General features: G+C 71.2%; 18 protein-coding genes. 8 read left to right on the top strand and 10 right to left on the bottom strand.

Annotated elements, in window-relative coordinates:
• Positions 1 to 328 precede the first annotated feature (328 nt).
• The gene (locus ACWDR4_RS27640; RefSeq protein WP_450412676.1) at positions 329 to 1,441 is read left to right on the top strand and encodes a pyridoxal-phosphate dependent enzyme; all 1,113 of its coding nucleotides are present in this window, start codon (positions 329 to 331) and stop codon (positions 1,439 to 1,441) included.
• A 42-nt stretch (positions 1,442 to 1,483) separates the two neighbouring features.
• Here the strand turns inward: ACWDR4_RS27640 and ACWDR4_RS27635 are convergent, their stop codons facing one another.
• Positions 1,484 to 2,320: an oxidoreductase gene (locus ACWDR4_RS27635; RefSeq protein ID WP_450412674.1), complete on the bottom strand. Its 837-nt coding sequence runs from the start codon at positions 2,318 to 2,320 to the stop codon at positions 1,484 to 1,486.
• A gap of 166 nt (positions 2,321 to 2,486) precedes the next feature.
• Positions 2,487 to 3,341 carry a helix-turn-helix domain-containing protein gene (locus tag ACWDR4_RS27630; protein ID WP_450412672.1) on the bottom strand — a complete coding sequence of 285 codons (855 nt, stop codon included), beginning with the start codon at positions 3,339 to 3,341 and terminating at the stop codon, positions 2,487 to 2,489.
• A 100-nt stretch (positions 3,342 to 3,441) separates the two neighbouring features.
• On the opposite strand from ACWDR4_RS27630, the gene ACWDR4_RS27625 reads away from it, so the two are divergent.
• The 4 genes from ACWDR4_RS27625 (at position 3,442) to ACWDR4_RS27610 (ending at position 6,625) form a co-directional block, all read left to right on the top strand.
• Positions 3,442 to 4,044, top strand: coding sequence for a YceI family protein (locus ACWDR4_RS27625; protein ID WP_450412670.1), 603 nt, complete (start codon positions 3,442 to 3,444; stop codon positions 4,042 to 4,044).
• A gap of 474 nt (positions 4,045 to 4,518) precedes the next feature.
• Entirely contained in the window at positions 4,519 to 4,944 is a 426-nt protein-coding gene (locus ACWDR4_RS27620; protein ID WP_450412668.1) for an STAS domain-containing protein, read from the top strand.
• Positions 4,945 to 5,071: 127 nt separating this feature from the next.
• On the top strand, positions 5,072 to 5,830 hold the full coding sequence (locus ACWDR4_RS27615; protein ID WP_450412666.1) for an ANTAR domain-containing protein: 759 nt from the start codon (positions 5,072 to 5,074) through the stop codon (positions 5,828 to 5,830).
• A 78-nt stretch (positions 5,831 to 5,908) separates the two neighbouring features.
• On the top strand, positions 5,909 to 6,625 hold the full coding sequence (locus tag ACWDR4_RS27610; RefSeq protein ID WP_450412664.1) for an ANTAR domain-containing protein: 717 nt from the start codon (positions 5,909 to 5,911) through the stop codon (positions 6,623 to 6,625).
• Positions 6,626 to 6,653: 28 nt separating this feature from the next.
• Here ACWDR4_RS27610 and ACWDR4_RS27605 read toward each other — a convergent pair whose 3' ends face one another.
• The 3 genes from ACWDR4_RS27605 to ACWDR4_RS27595 form a co-directional block, all read right to left on the bottom strand.
• A complete protein-coding gene (locus ACWDR4_RS27605) occupies positions 6,654 to 7,493 on the bottom strand; it encodes a DUF1206 domain-containing protein (protein ID WP_450412662.1) in 840 nt (279 codons plus the stop codon).
• Positions 7,490 to 8,239 carry a sigma-70 family RNA polymerase sigma factor gene (locus tag ACWDR4_RS27600; protein ID WP_450412660.1) on the bottom strand — a complete coding sequence of 250 codons (750 nt, stop codon included), beginning with the start codon at positions 8,237 to 8,239 and terminating at the stop codon, positions 7,490 to 7,492. The genes ACWDR4_RS27605 and ACWDR4_RS27600 overlap by 4 nt, the downstream gene beginning before the upstream one ends.
• Before the next feature lie 194 nt (positions 8,240 to 8,433).
• Complete coding sequence (locus tag ACWDR4_RS27595; RefSeq protein WP_450412659.1) at positions 8,434 to 8,796, bottom strand: ANTAR domain-containing protein; 363 nt, start codon at positions 8,794 to 8,796, stop codon at positions 8,434 to 8,436.
• Positions 8,797 to 9,275: 479 nt separating this feature from the next.
• Between ACWDR4_RS27595 and ACWDR4_RS27590 the strand changes: the two genes are divergently transcribed.
• A complete protein-coding gene (locus tag ACWDR4_RS27590) occupies positions 9,276 to 9,491 on the top strand; it encodes a hypothetical protein (protein ID WP_450412657.1) in 216 nt (71 codons plus the stop codon).
• 29 nt (positions 9,492 to 9,520) lie between these two features.
• On the opposite strand, the gene ACWDR4_RS27585 is transcribed toward ACWDR4_RS27590, so the two are convergent.
• The 5 genes from ACWDR4_RS27585 to ACWDR4_RS27565 form a co-directional block, all read right to left on the bottom strand.
• Positions 9,521 to 10,180, bottom strand: a complete 660-nt coding sequence (locus ACWDR4_RS27585; protein WP_450412656.1) for a hemerythrin domain-containing protein — start codon at positions 10,178 to 10,180, stop codon at positions 9,521 to 9,523.
• A gap of 7 nt (positions 10,181 to 10,187) precedes the next feature.
• Entirely contained in the window at positions 10,188 to 11,105 is a 918-nt protein-coding gene (locus ACWDR4_RS27580) for an LLM class F420-dependent oxidoreductase (RefSeq protein ID WP_450412654.1), read from the bottom strand.
• A 106-nt stretch (positions 11,106 to 11,211) separates the two neighbouring features.
• A complete protein-coding gene (locus ACWDR4_RS27575) occupies positions 11,212 to 13,893 on the bottom strand; it encodes a BTAD domain-containing putative transcriptional regulator (RefSeq protein WP_450412652.1) in 2,682 nt (893 codons plus the stop codon).
• 169 nt (positions 13,894 to 14,062) lie between these two features.
• A complete protein-coding gene (locus ACWDR4_RS27570; RefSeq protein WP_450412651.1) occupies positions 14,063 to 14,209 on the bottom strand; it encodes a hypothetical protein in 147 nt (48 codons plus the stop codon).
• Positions 14,210 to 14,555: 346 nt separating this feature from the next.
• Entirely contained in the window at positions 14,556 to 15,119 is a 564-nt protein-coding gene (locus tag ACWDR4_RS27565; RefSeq protein WP_450412649.1) for a cysteine hydrolase family protein, read from the bottom strand.
• Between the two features lie 449 nt (positions 15,120 to 15,568).
• On the opposite strand from ACWDR4_RS27565, the gene ACWDR4_RS27560 reads away from it, so the two are divergent.
• Together ACWDR4_RS27560 and ACWDR4_RS27555 are read left to right on the top strand one after the other, a co-directional pair.
• Entirely contained in the window at positions 15,569 to 16,381 is an 813-nt protein-coding gene (locus ACWDR4_RS27560) for an AfsR/SARP family transcriptional regulator (RefSeq protein ID WP_450412647.1), read from the top strand.
• Between the two features lie 34 nt (positions 16,382 to 16,415).
• Positions 16,416 to 17,042 carry an NADH oxidase gene (locus tag ACWDR4_RS27555; protein ID WP_450412646.1) on the top strand — a complete coding sequence of 209 codons (627 nt, stop codon included), beginning with the start codon at positions 16,416 to 16,418 and terminating at the stop codon, positions 17,040 to 17,042.
• Positions 17,043 to 17,104: the final 62 nt, after the last annotated feature.

Below are 17,104 nucleotides of genomic sequence, written 5' to 3'. Positions count from 1 at the left end.
GGCCGAGGGCGATCAGGTCAAACGCCGGACGGGCTGGGGGTGCCTGGGATCTGGGGTGAAGGTGCGGCGGGGTGGGTGGGAAGGTCGCGCTGAACGCGCTCGTCCTCAATCGCCGGACGGGCTGGATGGTGCCGGCCGGGGCTGGAGGGTTGCGGTCGGGGCTTGATCTTTCAGCGTCGGCCAGTATCTCCAGCCCGTCCGGCGTTTGAGGACAAGGCCCGTTCAGGGCCGTAGCGGGGGTTCGGGGGGCGCAGCCCCCCGAGGATGGGACGGGTAGGGGCGGCGGGGGCGAGAACAAACCGGGCGCGCACGCAACTACTCTGCGTGCATGACCCCACTGCCGGACTGTTACTGCCCCGTGGACGGCACCCGCGTCCCCGCGGGCTCCCTCACCTGGCGCTGCCCCCTCTGCCAAGGCCCCCTGGACCTCGACTTCGCACCAACCCCCGCACCCCTCAAATCCCTCACCGGCAGAGTCAACTCCCTCTGGCGCTACGCGGAAACCCTCCCGCTCCCCACCCCCACGACCACCCTCGGAGAGGGCCGCACCCCCCTCGTCGAACTCCGCGACGGCATCTCGGCGAAGCTCGACTTCCTGATGCCGACCCTCTCCTTCAAGGACCGCGGCGCGGTACTCCTCGCCGAACTCGCCCTCCGGCTGAACCCCCAGCAGGTCGTCGCCGACAGCAGCGGCAACGCGGGCACGGCGATCGCCGCCTACTGCGCCCGCGCCCGCCTGCCCTGCACGGTGTACGTCCCCGAGGGCACCTCCGCGAAGAAGCTGGAGCAGATCGAGGCACACGGGGCCCGGGTCCAGGTCGTCGACGGGAACCGGGACGCCGCCGCAACAGCGGCCCGCACGGCAGCCGACGCCCCGGGCACCTTCTACGCCTCCCACGTCTACAACCCGTACTTCCTGCACGGCACGAAGACGTACGTCCACGAGCTGTGGGAGGACATGGGCGGCCGGCTCCCCGAGGTGATCGTCGTCCCGGTCGGCAACGGCACCCTGCTGCTGGGCGCTGCCCTCGCCGTCGCCGAGCTGCACGGAGCCGGCCTCATCGACCGGCGCCCCGCCCTGTACGCCGTCCAGGCCGCGGCGGTCGCCCCGCTGGCGCACGCCTGGGCCGAGGGTGCCACCGACCTGACCGGCACCGCCCCTCCCCCACCGTCCCCCACGCTCGCGGAGGGCATCGCGATCCCCAACCCGCCCCGCGCCCGCCAGATCCTGCGCGCGGTACGCAATTCAGGCGGCACGTTCCTGACGGTGACGGAGGATCAGATCCGGCACGCGCAAAGGGACTTGGCGTCACAGGGCCTGTACGTGGAGTCGACCGGCGTGGCCTGCTGGGCGGCGGTACGGGAGGGGGCGCTCGGGGCGCGAACGGCGGTGGTGCCGTTGTGCGGAGCGGGACTCAAGACAGGCCTGGCGCCCGCCTGACATCCGCATACCCGCACATCTGCAGATGCGCTTCGTCCAACCTCAGGCCTCGTCGAACGCCGTCGCCCGGGTCCGCTTCTCCCAACCGGCGACATCACCCCGTACGCCTTCCAGATGATCGAGCACGGCGGTGACCGCGTCGTCGCCGAGGGGCAGGCGCAGCGGGGGGTGTTCGGCGTCGACGGCGGCGAGGATCAGGGCCGCCGCCTTCGCCGGGTCGCCGGGCTGGGTGCCGTCGTTCTCGGCGACCATGCGGCGGGTCGCGCCGACCGTACCGGTGTACGCGCCGAGGTCCCGGCTGGTGCCCGCCCGGCCGCGGTCGAACAACTCGGTCCTGAAGGCCCCCGGTTCGACGATCAGCACCTTGATCCCGAACCCCCGGACCTCCGCCGCGAGCGCCTCGGACATGCCCTCCAGCGCGAACTTCGTTCCGCTGTACGCCCCGAAGCCCGGCGTGGACAACTGCCCGCCCACGCTGCTCATCTGCACGATCGTGCCCGAGCCCCGTTGCCGCATGTGCGGCAGCACGGCCCGTACGAGCGCGGCGGGCCCGAACACATGCAGGTCGAACAGGGCACGCAGTTCGGCGTCGGTGGTCTCCTCGAAGGCACCGACGTGCGTCCGCCCCGCGTTGTTGACGAGGACATCGATCCGCCCGTGCCAGGCGACCGTGTCCTCCACGGCGGTCCGGATCGCGGCCAGGTCGGTGACGTCCAGGCGCAGTGCCTGGACCTGTTTGGGGTGGGCGGCCACGAAGGCGTCCAAGGCGCCCGTACGCCGAGCGGCGCCGACGACCACATCGCCCGCGGCGACCGCCGCCTCGGCGACGGCCCGCCCGAAGCCACTGCTCGCACCGGTGATGAACCAGACCCTGCTCATGAGGTCAGCCCTCCCGTAGACCGCTGTTCGCTCACTGCGCCAACCTGATCGGCAGCTCGGGCAGCAGCCTAGAGGGAGAGCGGCTTCCGCAGGGTGGCGTAAGCCTTCACAGGGCCGAATAGAGTCCCTGGTCGGCGAGCCGCCGGCCGGTGGAGGCCGCCGGCGATCAGCCGCTCACCACCCGCAGCGCTCCGGGCCTGCGGCCGTTGAGGCGGTCGAGGGCGGTCGCCGTGGCCTCGTCGGCCGGGATGTGCACCACCACACGCTGCCCCTCGTCCCGGAGCGCGAGCGTCTCGTACGACAGACGCAGTCGTCCCGCCTCCGGGTGGTTCACCAGGTCGGTCCCGAACCGGGCGGGCGTGACCGGGACGGCGGCGAGCCGGTTCCTGAACGGCGCCCCCGCCGCCGCCAGTTCCTCGGCCAGGGCGGCCACATGGGGGTCGTTCAGCGAGGTCTCGTCGCGCAGCTGGGCGACCTGTTCGTCGGCCAGCCTGTCCCAACCGGGGTACACCGCGCGGGCCCGGTCGTCGGTGAACAGGTACCGCAGGACGTTGGGCGGGTCTCCGTCGAGCAGGCCCAGCGGGCGGGCGTACCGCTCGTAGCCCTCGGTGTACGCCACGATGTCGCCCAACCGGTTGAGCAGGACGGCCGGTGCGGGCTCCAGGCTGTCGAGGAGTGCCCGGAGTGTGGGGCGGACCGTGCGCACGAGCGGTGCGGTGACCGTCAGGCACACCGACTGGCCCTCTCCGTGTTCCCTGGCCAGGCGGTGCAGCAGGAGACGGTCCGGCATCGGCAGCCGCAGCACCTCGCCGATCGCGGCGAGGACCTGGAGCGACGGGTTGCGGTCGCGGCCCTGTTCGAGCCGGGTGAGGTACTCGACGCTGATACCGGCGAGGGTGGCCAGCTCGGCCCGGCGCAGCCCGGGTGTACGACGACGGGAGCCCGGGGGCAGCCCCACCTCGGCGGGGGTGACGGCTTCGCGGCGGGTGCGCAGGAAGGTGCCCAACTCGTTGTCGCTCACCCGTCGAACGTACAACGGGTGCCGTCGCGGAGGATGGCCCCGCGACTACCAGCCTTCGCCCGGCCTCCCTCGCCCGGCGCGGGGCCCGCACGCTGAGGCCATGAGCAACGACAACTCCACCGACGTGACTGCCACTTCGGTCGCCACTTCCGGCGCCTCCTCCGTCTCCGAGCTGCCCCTCTCCCCCGGCGACTGGGAACTCGACCGCCTCCACTCGGCCGCCAACTTCACCATCCGCCATCTCGGGATCACCAAGGTGCGCGGCCGGTTCACCGGGCTGGAGGCCGCGCTGTACGTCGGTGAGACGGCCGCCGACGTACGGGTGAGCGCCGAGATCGCCCTGGCCTCCGTCGACACCGGCAACCCCGACCGGGACGCGCACACCCGCTCGGCCGATCTGCTCGACGTGGAGAAGCGGCCGACGATGACGTTCCGCTCGACGCGTGTGTCCGGGGCGGGCGAGGACTGGACGATGGAGGGCGACCTGGCCATCGGGGACGTGACCCGCCCGGTCTCCTTCGCCGTGGACCTGGGCGGGGTGGCCGTCTCCCCGCTGGACCAGAGGGAGCACGCCGGCTTCGAGGCGACGGGTGAGATCCGGCGCAGCGACTTCGGCCTGGACTTCGGGACCGGGCTCCTCAGCGACGTGGTCAAGATCCACTTGGACATGCAGTTCATCGGACCGCAGGGCCAGGACGGCTGACGGCCGATCCACGGGCCGGACGACCCAGGTGATCCTCAGCCCGACGAGCCTCGTGCTCGCCGGACTCGTCGTCGTCGCCGTCCTCGCCGTGTGGATTTCCCATCAGCGGGGCCGAGTTGCCCTCGGAACAGTCAGAACCAGCCACGTGTTCGACAGCACTGCTCACACCCGGGATTCGGCGGCTTCCGGCCGTCCACCGGGGCGGGCGGACGGCTATGCTGCGTGAAGGACGTCCCAGACCCCGGCGGCTAGCGGTTGCTCAATACAGATGGCTGGGGGGAGCGGATCTTCTGTCCGCCACTCGGCGCATCTCTGGAGGGAACTGGACGGGTCCACTGTCCGCTCGTACAGACTGCCGGACCGGCATTCCTCCGCCTTCTTCGAACGTATGTCCCTGCCGAGAGTGCGCCCAGAGGGCCGGGAATTCCCGTGTCACCGCGTGCGCTGCCGGACAGTCCTGTGAACCGAGGCGTCATGCCCATTCCGCAGCTCACCCTCTACCGTCATGACCGAAGGAAACGAGCATTGGTCACCCTGGCCGGTGAGATCGACCTGGAATCGGCGCCACTGGTGCGCACGGCACTGGCGGAGTGCCTGCGCGACGGCATACGCACCATCGACATCGACCTCAGTCCCGTCACCTTCTGCGACTGCAGTGGCCTCAACGCCTTCCTGTACGCCTCGCAGCAGACCACGGAGGCCGGCGGAGCCCTGCGACTGCACAACCCGCCTCCAATGCTGGCCCTCATACTCGAACTCACCGGCTCCGGGTTCCTGCTCCTCGACATTCCGTTCGGGCAGTTGCCGCCTCTTCTCGGAGGTGTCCCCGCCCCGGCCACCCAAACCCCGCCGCCCCTGTCTGTTCCCCTCGCCTCCGGTTTCCCGGGCGAGGTGCGATGACGGCCCGGCCGGAGCAGAGGCGGCTGTACGGGCACCACGGCGGCGGACCGCGGGACCGCGACGGGCAACGAAGCGCGGCGAGGCCGGTGGGTCTCGCGCACGATGCCTGGAGCCGGTGGCCCAGGTGATGCCCGGGAGTCGGTCGGCCAGGATCCAGGTGCTGGTCGCCGGCCAGGCGGCGCTGCGTGGTGCCCGGGTCGGTGTGGTGGACGTGTGCGCGGCGGCGGTGTCCGCGCTGCCGGTCCGCGGGGCCGGGGTGTCGGCGATGTCCCGGACCGCGGCGAGCCATCCGCTGTGCAGCACCGACGGCATCAGCGAGCGACTGGAGGAACTCCAGCTCACCCTGGGCGAGGGACCGTGCGTGGACGCCTTCACCCACGGCTCCGCCGTCCTGGTGCCCGATCTGCTGACCGGCGAGGCTCACGACCGCTGGACCGTGTTCGCCGACGCGGCCCTGGAAACCGGGGCACGCGCGGTCTTCGCACTCCCCCTGCAGATGGGAGCGATCAGCCCGGGAGTCCTGGACCTGTACGCCGACGTCCCGACCATGCTGGACGCGGGGGAGCTGGCCGACGCACAGGCGTTCGCCGATCTCGCGACGCTGCTCCTGCTCGACGCGCGGATCGAGGAGACGCGCGCACCGGTCGACAGAGCGCTGAGAGGCCGAGGCTCCGAGGATCTCGGCGGATACCGGGCGGAGATCGACCAGGCCACCGGCATGCTCACCGTCCAGCTCGGCGTCGGTATCGACGAAGCCTTCGTCCGGCTCCGCGCCCACGCCTACGCCCAGGGAAGGCGGCTCGCCGACGTGGCCGCCGACGTGGTGGCCCGCCGGCTCCGCCTCCCACCGGACACTGAACCCCAACGGACCGACGACGAAACCTGACGCACCGGTGCCGGCCGATGAACGTGCTGTGCTTCCCGCCCGCTCCCGGCGGGACTAGTCTCAATCGAGGGTGTCACGATGAATCAACAGCTCCTGGCCAAGACCTTCGTTGAGCTGGCAGACAACCTGGTCGCCGACTTCGACCTCATCGACTTCCTGCGCCTGCTCACCGACCGCTGCGTGGGCATGCTCGACGCGAGCGCCGCAGGCGTGCTGCTCGCCGACCGCGACGGCGAACTGCGCGTCATGGCCGCCTCCGACGAACGGGTACGCCTGCTGGAGCTGTTCCAGCTCCAGAACGACGAGGGCCCGTGCCTCGAGTGCTTCCGCACCGGCGCACCCGTGGCGATCACCGATCTGCCCCGGGAGATCGACCGCTGGCCCCGCTTCGTCGCGGCGGCCCACCGCAGCGGCTTCGGAGCCGTCCAGGCGCTGCCCATGCGCCTGCGGGACGAGACCGTCGGTGCCCTGAACCTCTTCCACGCCGCCCCCGGCCCCTTCGACCCGGTCGGCACACTGGTCGCCCAGGCCCTGGCCGACGTCGCCACCATCAGCCTGCTCCAGCAGCGCTCCACCCAGCGCAGCACCGTCCTCAACGAACAGTTGCAGAACGCGCTGAACAGCCGCGTGCTGATCGAACAGGCCAAGGGGAAACTCGCCGAACGCCAGGGCATCGACATGGAGGAGGCCTTCACCGCCCTGCGCACCTACGCCCGTGCGCACAACCGCCGGCTGTCCGATCTGGCCCGCGCCTTCATCGACAACTCCGAACCCCTCCCCGGACTGGCGGCCTGACCCGACGGCCCCGGCAGGCCGGGCCGCTCTACATGCGGCGCCAGCGTGCCGAGGCGAACGAGAAGACACCGAAGAGGATCAGCCCGATCGCGACGGCGACCAGGAGCCATGGCCCCACCGGTGTCTGCGTGAAGCTGCGGAGTGTGGCGTCCACGCCTTTGGCCTCGCGCGGGTCGAAGCGGACGGCTGCCGCCAGAACGAAGATCCCGGCCGCGGCGAACACCGCACCACGTGCCACACCACCGCCGACCCCCAGGGCGGTGACGACCTGCTTCGTACGCCGGCTCATGGCGCCGGTGTCCAGCTGCCGCAGGAAGCGCCGCAGAACCGCCCGGACGGCGAGTACCCCGCCGATGCCGATCAGGACGCAGCCCGCGGCACCCACCAGCACCCGGCCGTAGGGCAGTTCGAGCGCCGATGCCGTCCAGTCCCGCGACTGCGCGTTGCCACTGGAACCCTGGCCGCCGCCGGCCGCGTACGTCGCTGTGGCCCAGCAGACGACGGCGTAGAAGATGGCCCGGCCACCGTCGAGCGCGCGTGAGGCCGCCTTGCGTCGAGGCCCCCTGCCGAGGACCGCGCGGGAACCCCGCCACAACGCCATGCAGCCGAAGCCGACGACCAGTGCCCACAGCATCGCCTTCCCGAAGGGCTGTGCCGCGATCTGGGCCAGCGCGCCCTGGCGGTCCGCCGACTCGCCGCCGCCGCTGCCGAGGGCGATCCGGACGGCCAGCGCACCGATCAGGACGTACACCACGCCTCGCGCGGCGAAGCCCGCCTGTCCGGCGGCGGTCAGGGTCTGCTTCTCCGCGGGGCGACGGGTGCCGGGGCGGGCGGCCCGGTGCCGTCCGGGTATCCGGGATGTCGTCATGATCGCCTCCTCGGAGCGCGGGTGTCGGCCGTCACCTGGTCGCGCAGGCGGGCACGGATGCGGGTGATCAGTCGGGAGACGTGCATCTGCGAGACCCCGAGCTGCAGGCCGATGCGGGCCTGCGTCATCTCGCAGAAGAACCGCATGTACAGGATCTGCCGGTCGCCTTCGGGCAGGGCCCGCAGCAGCGGCCGGAGCGCCTCACGATCGACGGCGGTCCGGTCGGCGCCGGGGTCCGTGCCGCCCAGTAGGTCGCCCAGCGGGTCGGTCGGCGGGTCGCTGTCCGCGCGGTGGCCGGGACCGACGTCCGCAGGCAGAACGCCCGCGGGTAAGACGTCCACGGGCGGGACGTCCACCGGCAGGGCGTCCACGGGCAGGGCGGCTAAGCTCTCCGGCGCCCCCCGGAGGTCGTCGCGGAAGTGCCGCTTCATCTCGCCGAGGATCGTCGGGATGGCGAAGCTCGGGAAGGCGGTGCCACGGCCGGGGTCGAAGCGGGACACCGCCTTGACCAGGCCCAGCTGGGCGACCTGCCTGAGGTCCTCGAACGTCTCGCCGCGATGGCGGAAGCGCCGGGCGAGCCGCACGGCCATCGGCATCCAGGCACACGCCATCTCCTGCCGCAGCACGGACCTCTCGGGGCCGTCCGGCAGAGCCGCGATACGGCGGAACACCGCAGCGGTGTCGGGTGTGCCGTCGTAGCGGTGCGCGCGTCGTGAACCCTGCGTCCGTACGTCCGGCATCGACATGTTTCTCCCTCGTCGGTGGCGTCACCCACCGTGGGAGCCGGCGGACCGCTGCGCACCAAGGGAGCGGCGACAGCCGCTCCCACGGGCGTGCCTCCGGTCCGAAGCACCTCGGCCGAGTCCCCGGGCGGCCCGCTCTCAAACAGCGCCCGGAGAGACGGGCCACGGCCCCGGTGCCGGCCACCGGACACGTGCCGTCACCGCCGGCCCGCCTGACGAAGGCGCCGCAGCCCCCGGCGCAGCTCCCGCTGCATCGGCTCAGGCAGCCTCTGGCCGTCCGTCGTGGCGACCAGAGCGACGGCCACGTCACGGAGCTTGATGTTGCAGCGCTGCGAAACGTCCACCAGCAGGTCCCAGGCCCTGTCGCTGGAACACGGCGCCAGGACCATGAGCATGCCGCGCGCCTGGTCGATCACCGCACGGCTCGCCAGCGCCCGCTCCAACTGCTCGTTCCTGGCGCGCAGTTCGACGAGCTCGGCCGACGGGGCCGCTTCCTCCGCCGAGGCGGCTACGGCCGTCAGCAGCCGCCGTTCCTGACGGGGCGTGGTCACCTGGCGCATGGCCCGTACCTCACCACGGCCGTGGCAGGCCACCGGAGGGGAGGGCGGAACCCGAAACCGCACAGGATCGGGGTGACGACGAGAAGCGGGACGAACACGACGGGCCTCCCGGGAGCGGAAAAGACAGCACTGCCGGGGGCCGGGGCCTGTGCGGACAGACTAGTCCTCCCCTGAGGTTCGCGGACAGCGGCCGCTACCTGGGTGTTCCCCGGGACGGGATGGCCACTTGCCGCCTGTCCAGGGGGTTCGGCGAGGACTAGCATGCACGGTACGGCCCGAGTCCCCGGCAGCGTCGATCACCTCTCGCGCCCCTTCGAGGGCGCACCTCGCGCATCAGTGCCGGAACACTCCCCGCGCCGGCGGGCCGCTCTCGCACCCGCCGTCGCCATGCCGTCCCGGCACGGACTCGATGCGCCCCATGCGGGCACCGTCCATCTGCTGCCCGCCGCGTCGCACGCACCCCACCGCAGGTGTCACGCATGTACGTACTCATCGTTCCGGCAGCGCTCCCCTTCGTCCTCCTCGCCACCGTCATGGGCCTGTCCTGGTGGGAGGACCACATCCTGCCGACGACGCCGCCGCCAACTCCGACGCCGACGGAGCCGGCCGAAGCTCCCGCCGAAGCTCCGCTCGCCCCGGCCGCCCCTGCCCTGCTCGCCGAACTCGCCCGCGTCGACACGGCGTTGAAGCGGTAGGGCGCGTGGCGCGGGCAGCGCCGGGCCGGTCACACCCCGTACAGGCGAGCCTCCCGACGGGCGTGCGAGCGGCGGCCGGACACGCGCCACAGGAGGCGGGCGGGCAGTGGTGCCTTGGTGAGGAACGTTCGCTGCTCCTCGGGAGTCGCCACTGCCATCAACGCGCTGAAGGCGCGCAGCAGATGCTTCCTGTCCAGCTTCGCCAGGCTGATCTCGCCGAGTTCCTCCCACTCGGCGACGCTCAGGTGTTCGGCGGCCAACGGCAGGACGGTGTTCTCCTCCTCGTCCATGTGCGCGGTCAACACCGAGCCCAGTTCGTCGAGTCGCGCCGCCACCTGCTCGCAGAGGGGCCGGCGGGGATCGGCGGCCAGCCCGTCCAGCGCGCCCGTCACCTGCACCACCAGCTCTTCGAGGCGGTGGTGCTGTTCCTCCATGCGCGCGATCGCCTCGGCCGGGCCGACCGTCCGTGCCGTGAGCCGGGGCCAGAGGAACTCGTCCTCGCTGATGTGGTGGGCTTCCAGGCCCATGAGCATGAACCGCACCGCGTCGACGACCAGCGCGGCCCGCTCGGTGTCGCCGGGCCGCAATCCGCGTACCAGATCCGGCAGTTCCGCGCACGAGCGACGGAAGGTTCGATGCACCACCACCATGTCGTGGACATCCGGCTTCGAGCTGACTACCTCGGACACGGTGCTCCTAACCCTTGCTCAGCTGCTCGTGAAAACGGTGTGCCAGGTCCGTCAGCTCTTCCGCGGTCCGCGCGGTCTGCTGCAGGTCGATGAGGACCTCGTCGGCCCCGGCCGCATGGGCGGCGAGCAGGTAGTCCGAGACCTGTACGACCGTTCCCCGGTGCGGGACGGCGTCGCTCGGTGCGTCCTCGGCCGTCACCACGGGGTTCACCCGGACGACGGTGCGCAGGGTGTCGGGGTCACGGCCGTGGGCCTCCGCGATCTGCCGTATCTGGCTGATGACGTACGCCAGTTGCGGCACCGGCAGCCCGACTCCCGCCCAGCCGTCCGCGCGCCGGCCGATACGTTCCAGCGTGGCCGGAGCGAAACCGCCCAGGAGCACCGGCGGGCGGGGGCGCTGCACGGGGAGCGTCTCGATGTGCGCACTCGGGATCGTCCACAGAGCCCCCTCGTACTCCGCCGACGAACCGGACCAGACGTGGTCCAGGACGTCCAGGATCTCGTCCAGCCGTGCCCCGCGCCGCCGCCACGGCACGCCGATGGCCTCGTACTCGTCGGACGACCAGCCGAGCCCGAATCCGATGTCGAGCCGCCCCTCGCTGAGGATGTCGACGGACGCCAGCGAACGGGCCAGCAGCAGTGGGGAGTAGAAGGGCGCGTTGAGCGTGCTGGTCCCCAGGCGCAGCCGTCGGGTGGCGTGCGCCAGGAAGGACAGGGTGACGACGGGGTCCAGGAAGGTGCGGTACTCCTCCGGTACGGGGCCACCGCCTGGATACGGGTCACGGGGCCGCGTCGGCACCAGGACCCGGTCGCCCACCCACAGGCTGTCGAAGCCGATCGCTTCGACCGTGGCGGCGAACCCGCTGATCGTGGAGGGGTCGGTGAACAATCCGTACTGGGGAGCTCCCAGACCGATCTTGATCATGTCTGTCACCTGTTGGTCACCTGTTCGAGGAGATGCTGCGGTCCGTTCTCGGACCACCGTGCCGAACACGGATCAACGTACGGTCGACGACGGGTGAAAGCGCTGCTCAGCGCGTCGCCGCTGCCTCCCGCAGGCGATCGCTCACCTCGTACACATGCTGTGCCGCGGAGATGTTCACCTCGGCCCGGTCCGAGCTGAGGGCGGTGAACAGGCGGGCCACCTCCTGGAGGAAGTAGGCCGGGCTGTTCGGATCGTCCTCCGCGCCGGCGACGGTCTCCGACTCGGCGAAGTACTCGACGGCCTCCGCGGTCCGCCCCTGGTCCGCCAGTACGACCGACAGCAGCCGGCTGGACATGAAGAACGTCATCTGGTCGTGGCCGTCGCGCGCACGCCGGATCGCCTCGCGCAGATCGGTCTCCGCCGCGGTCAGATCACCGCGGATGAAGGCGAGCCAGGCCCGTATGTGCCGGGGCTGCGCCTCCAGCGTCGGGTCGTCGCCCAGCTCGGCCGCCGTGACCGCCTGGTCCGTGATGCGTTCCAGTTCCCGCTGATGTGCGGGCCCGGCGAAGAGTCCGCTGGACGCGATCACCGACAGCGCGGCGACGACGATCCGCACGGCGGCCGGGATGTCGCGCAGCACCCGGGAGAACACCGAGACCAGCAGCGTGTGCTCGGCCAGCAGCCAGGTACGCGCCGCCTCGGCGTCGGCGAACCGCAGTCCGGTCAGGGGCACGGAGAAGAGATGGTGGCTGAGCGAACCGGCCCGCTCGGTCGCGCTCATGGCCTGGAGCAGGGTGGCATGGAGGAACATCGTCAGCCGCACCAGCGCCGCCTCGCGGTCCGCGACGGGATCCTCGCGATCGGCACGCCGGGCGGCGAACGCCCGTACGAGATCGTGGAAGCGGTAGCGGTCGGCCGAATGCGGTTCGAGCAGCCCGGCCTCCACCAGATGCTCAAGCTGCTCCTCGGTCTCCTGCGCGGGCCGGTCGAGCAGCACCGCCGCGACCGCGACCGGGAAGTCGGCGGCGTCGAGCAGCGCGCACAGGCGCATCGCCCGGGCCCGATCGGGGGCGAGGGCCCGGTATCCGACCTGGAAGGTGGCCTCCACGGACATGCCGCCGGCCCGCAGCTCGTCGAGCCGGCTCTCCTCGGCCCGCAGGCGCGACAACTGCGCGCCGAGCCCGCGTCCGGGACGGGCCGCCGCACGGGCGCCGATGATCCGCAGCGCCAACGGCAACTGCCCACACGCGCTGACCAGTTCGAGCGCGAGTTCCGGGTCGGCGGCGATCTGGGCATCACCGGTGAACCGGCCCAGCATGGCCACCGCCTCCTCCTGATCGGGCACCGGTACCTCGAAACGCGTCGCGCCCGGCGGTACGAGCGACCGGTGCCGGGTCGTGATCAGCGCGGCGTTGCCGGGTGTGCCCGGGAGCAGCGGGGTCACCTGGGCGGTGTCGGAGGCGTTGTCCAGGAGCACCAGGATCCGGCGGTCGGCGGTCAGACTGCGACAGGCCCCGGCGCGGGCGGTGGGCGTCGCGGGGATCTGGGCGGCGGGCATGCCGAGCGCGAGGAGGAAGTCGACCAGCACGTCGGCGGGGTCGGCGGGTTGGTCGCCGTCGCCCCGCAGGTCCACGTAGAGCTGCCCGTCCGGATAGTCGCCGCGGAGACCGTGGGCGACGCGCAGCGCGAGCGCGGTCTTCCCCACGCCGCCGATGCCGCTGAGCACCGTGAGCGCGACCGCTTCCCCGCTGGGCTGCAACGCGAGCCCGAGCCGCTCCCGCAGCCGCTCCCGCCCGACGAAGTCGCCCGGCGCCGGAGGAAGTTGCTGCGGACGGACACCGCCCGAGACCTCCTCGGCCTGCGCCGCAGCGGACCGGTCGACTCCGTCACCGGCACCCGACTCGACGCGCTGCCCCTGACCGGCGGGGTTCGTGGCACCGGTCGACGTCGTAGCAGGAGTCGAGACCGTGCCACCGATCGACGGCGTGGCACCGGCGCGATGTCCCCCGGGACGCGGCTCAAGGGGCTCGGCCCCGGACCCGACCCCGCTGAGGATCCGTACCTGCAACTCACGCAGCTCCGGCCCCGGATCCATGCCCAGCTCGGCCACCATGGTCTCGCGGGCCGCGGCGTAGACCGCCAGGGCCTCCGCCGCCCGCCCGGCCTGGTACAGCGCACGCATGCGCAGTGCGTACAGGTCCTCCCGCAGCGGATGGTCGGCGATCAGCGAGATCAGTTCCGTCGCCACGCGGGCGTGCTCACCCAGCTCGTCGGCACACTCCAGCCGCGCCACCTGGGCGTTCAGCCGCAGATCGACGAACCGTCGGCGGTGCCGCTGGGCGTAGGGCCCGGGTACGCCGGACAGCGGCTCCCCCGACCACAGCGCCAGCGCGGCGTCGAACGCGCGCAGGGCGGGGCCGGTCCGCCGAGCGGCCCGCAGTTCCTCGCCCTCCCGGACGAGTCGCTCGAACCGGAGGGCGTCGACGGCCTGCTCAGGGATGTCGAGCTGGTATCCGCCCTGTGTGGTCTCCAGCCGGGAACGTTCCCCGCCCAACGAGAGGCGGATGCGGTAGACGTACGTCTGCACGGAGCGCACCGCGTTGCCCGGCGGCTCTTCCCACAGCGCGGCGATGAGGTGGTCGAGGCCGCACCGACGTCCCTCTCCCAGCAGCAGCCGAACCAGGACCGCACGCTGCAGCGGACTGCCCAGCTCCAGCTCGCGCCCGCCATGACGGCCACTCAGCGGCCCCAGCAGCCCGAACTCGTACCCTTCCACCGCCGTTGCCACCCGACGGAGTCTAGAGGCGTCAGCGCCGGCAGCACGTCACGGAGAACTCAGACGTTGAAGCGCAACGTTCACTACAACGCTCTCACCTGCGGAAACGAATATCTGCGAGACCCGGGTCAGCACAGAATCAGCACCGGTTCGAACAAGGCGGCGTCGAACAGTTCAGCACCTACGCGGCGTCCGAGCATCCGCGCGCCCAGGCGAGGAACACTTTGCCCGAGATCGAGGCGTCGGAGGCGACTGCGAAGGCTTCCAGCGCGTCGCCGACGGGGAAGGTGTGGGTGACGATCGGCCCGGTCGGCAGGAGGCCGACCATGACGACGGTTCCGCCACGGGTCGCGGCTCTGGCAGCACTTGGGTGTCTGCGTGGGGACGCTTGGAATGCTCTGCGTGGTGACGGGGCGCCGGTGCCACCGAAGTCCAAGGTCGATCCGTACGCGGCGATCCGACGCGACGCCCGGGCTGGGATGGCGAACCGGGCCGTGCAGCGCGAGTACGGGGGTGGGCTTCCGGACGGTGAAGGCACAGACCGGCACCGACTCCTACCGCCTGGCCCTCACCCAGGCCCGAACAGCAGCACAGAACGCCGCTGGCCGACCTCACCCGGCCGGCGGGAGGCGATGCCGTCCTGCCCCGCACTCAAGGGTCCGGACGGCCTCCCGCTACTGCGGTGCGATGGCTTTGAGCCAGTCCTCGACGGCGACGACATCGGCCCACTGCGGGAACAGCTTCTCGGTGAGCATCGTGTGCACCTCGGGGTCGGTGTCGAGGCAGCCATCCGCCAGGACGGTGAGACCGAAGTCCAGGTCGATGGCGTGCCACAGGGTGGACAGCACCACAGCGCTGGTGGCGATGCCGGTGAGAACAAGGCTGTCGATATCGCGAGCCCTGAGTATCAAGTCGAGGTCGCTGCCCGAGAACGCGCTCCCCCGCCTCTTGGTAACCACGACGTCGCCCTGCTGGGGCGCGACGTCGTCATGGATCTCGGTACCAGCGGCACCCTCGGTGAACAGGCCGGCCCGCACGGCGTTGGTCATCACCCTGTTGCGAGGGCTGACTTCCGGATCGCCCGGCCGTAACCCGATCACCACGTAGATCACGGGGATGCCGGCAGCCCGGGCACCGTCGATCGCCCTGCGCAGGCGCGACAGATATCCGGAACCGTCGTCGGCGACGGCCACGATGTCCCGTTGGACGTCCATCACCAGAAGTGCGCTGCTCGCCATGCCTGCCGTCCCTTCTCCGTTGGGAAACAAGAGCAAGTCTGGTGGAACAACCGAGCCGCAGTGGAGGTTCCGGAGATCCTCATCGGTGGTGAACTCGGCCTCCGCCAGGACCAGTCCGTGTTCGTGATCAGTCCCTGGACCGCGCCCGGCCGAGCAACCGGCACCTTCTGGGTGAGCTTGAGCTCGCAACCGCAGTCTGGCCACTCGGCGCGTCGCGGACGCAGGCGCGTTCCCACCAGATACGGGTCGGCGATCATCCGGGTGGCCGTCACCGCTGACGGTGCCGGCGGTTCAGCCAGGAGGAACCGCCGCAATCGCCGCCACCTGCGCCGTATGAAGATTTCATACCCGTGGGCTTTCAGCCTTCACCCCCTTCTCGTGGCGCCCTCACTGTTGTCCTCCCGACGCTGCGTGCCAGGCTCGCGCCATCCGGAGAGAAGGGAACTGGCATGGCTTATCTGGATATTGGGCTGCTCGGATCGTTCACGGCCTCGGTGGGCGGTGCGTCCATCGTCCCCAGCGCGGCCAAGCAGCGCAGGCTGCTCGCGCTGCTCGCGGTCGGCTGCGGACGCGAGATCAGCATGGCCGTCATCGCCGAGGAGCTGTGGGAGGGGTGCCCTCCGGCCGGCCCGTCGGCCGCCGTGCAGACGTATGTGAAGCAACTGCGGCAGCGGATCGCCACCGCTGTCTCCCGGCTCACTCCGGGTGTCGATCCCAAGGAGGTACTCAGTCGCGGGCACAGCGGCTACCGGCTCGACATGCCCGAAGTGCGGGTGGACGCCCGGGAGTTCGAGAGTCTCGTACGACAGGGCGAGCAGGCCGTCAACCGTGGTGAGGACGAGCAGGGTGTCCAACTGCTGTCCGAGGGGCTCGCCCTGTGGCGTGGGCAGGCCCTGAGCGACGTACGGATGTCGGGGGTCCTGCGGGCCGAGGCGCTGCGACTGGACGAGGTACGGCTCGCCGCTGTCCAGTCGCGTATCGACGCCGACCTGCGGCTCGGTCGCCATGTGCATCTGGTGAGCGAGTTGACGGCGCTCACCACCCTGCATCCGCTTCAGGAGCATCTGCACGCTCAGTTCATCGTCGCGCTCCATCGCAGTGGGCGTTCCTCACAGGCGCTGGAGGCGTTCCGGAGGCTGCGTGCGGAGTCCGTGCGGGAGCTGGGGATCGAGCCGTCGCGGCGGCTTCAGGAGCTGCACCGTTGGGTACTGGCCGGTGAGCCGCTCCTCGATGCCCGGGTCCGTACCCTGACCGCGTTCTGACCGACGTCAGGTCCCCTCGAAAGGAGGCCAGGCCATGTCACACACTCCTGCTGACGTCGTCACGATCCGCCTCTGGTCGCTGTCCGAAGACGTGACCGTCGAACACGACGAAGGGCGCGACCAGGTGGTGATCAGGAGCCGTTGGGGCACGGACTGTCTGGAGCGGCCCGGGCCCGAGGTCCGGGAGGCTCTGCGACGGATGGAGCTGGGGCCCGTGGTCCTCGCCAACGCCGCTGATCAACACGTCGACCTGAACGCGGTGCTGATCCCGGTGCTGGACAAGCTGTCCCATCTGGTGGTGCACACGCTCGGCGTCGGCGACCTCAGGGGCCCGCTGCTGTCGGTGTTCCCGGTGGCACAGGACGCACTCTTCACCCTGGTTCTGCTGCCGGACCGGCGGGCCCTGCGGCTGCCCCGCGGGATGGTTCTGACCGTGCTCGACTCCGGGCTCTCGCTGGAGGCCGAGGACAGTCCGCACCGGGTCGTGCTGCACCGGCCCGAGGCCGCGCTCGTCATGGCGATGCTGGCCTGGCCGGTCACTCCGGACAAGGCGAAGGCCGCGCTGCCGCTGCCGCTGCAGATGACCGAGGGCATCATCCGCTATCTGGCAGCGGCAGGAATGGCGTCGCCCGTGGACGACGACGCGTACGACGACGTCTGAACCACCGGCCTCCTGTACCGCCCGGGTCCTTCTCCTTCGGGGACTCCTCCCCGGTCCCCTCG

It is taken from the genome of Streptomyces sp. NPDC000878 (genome assembly GCF_053599695.1).
Note: the sequence above shows the minus strand (reverse complement) of the source record. Positions and strands in the feature narration are given on the sequence as shown.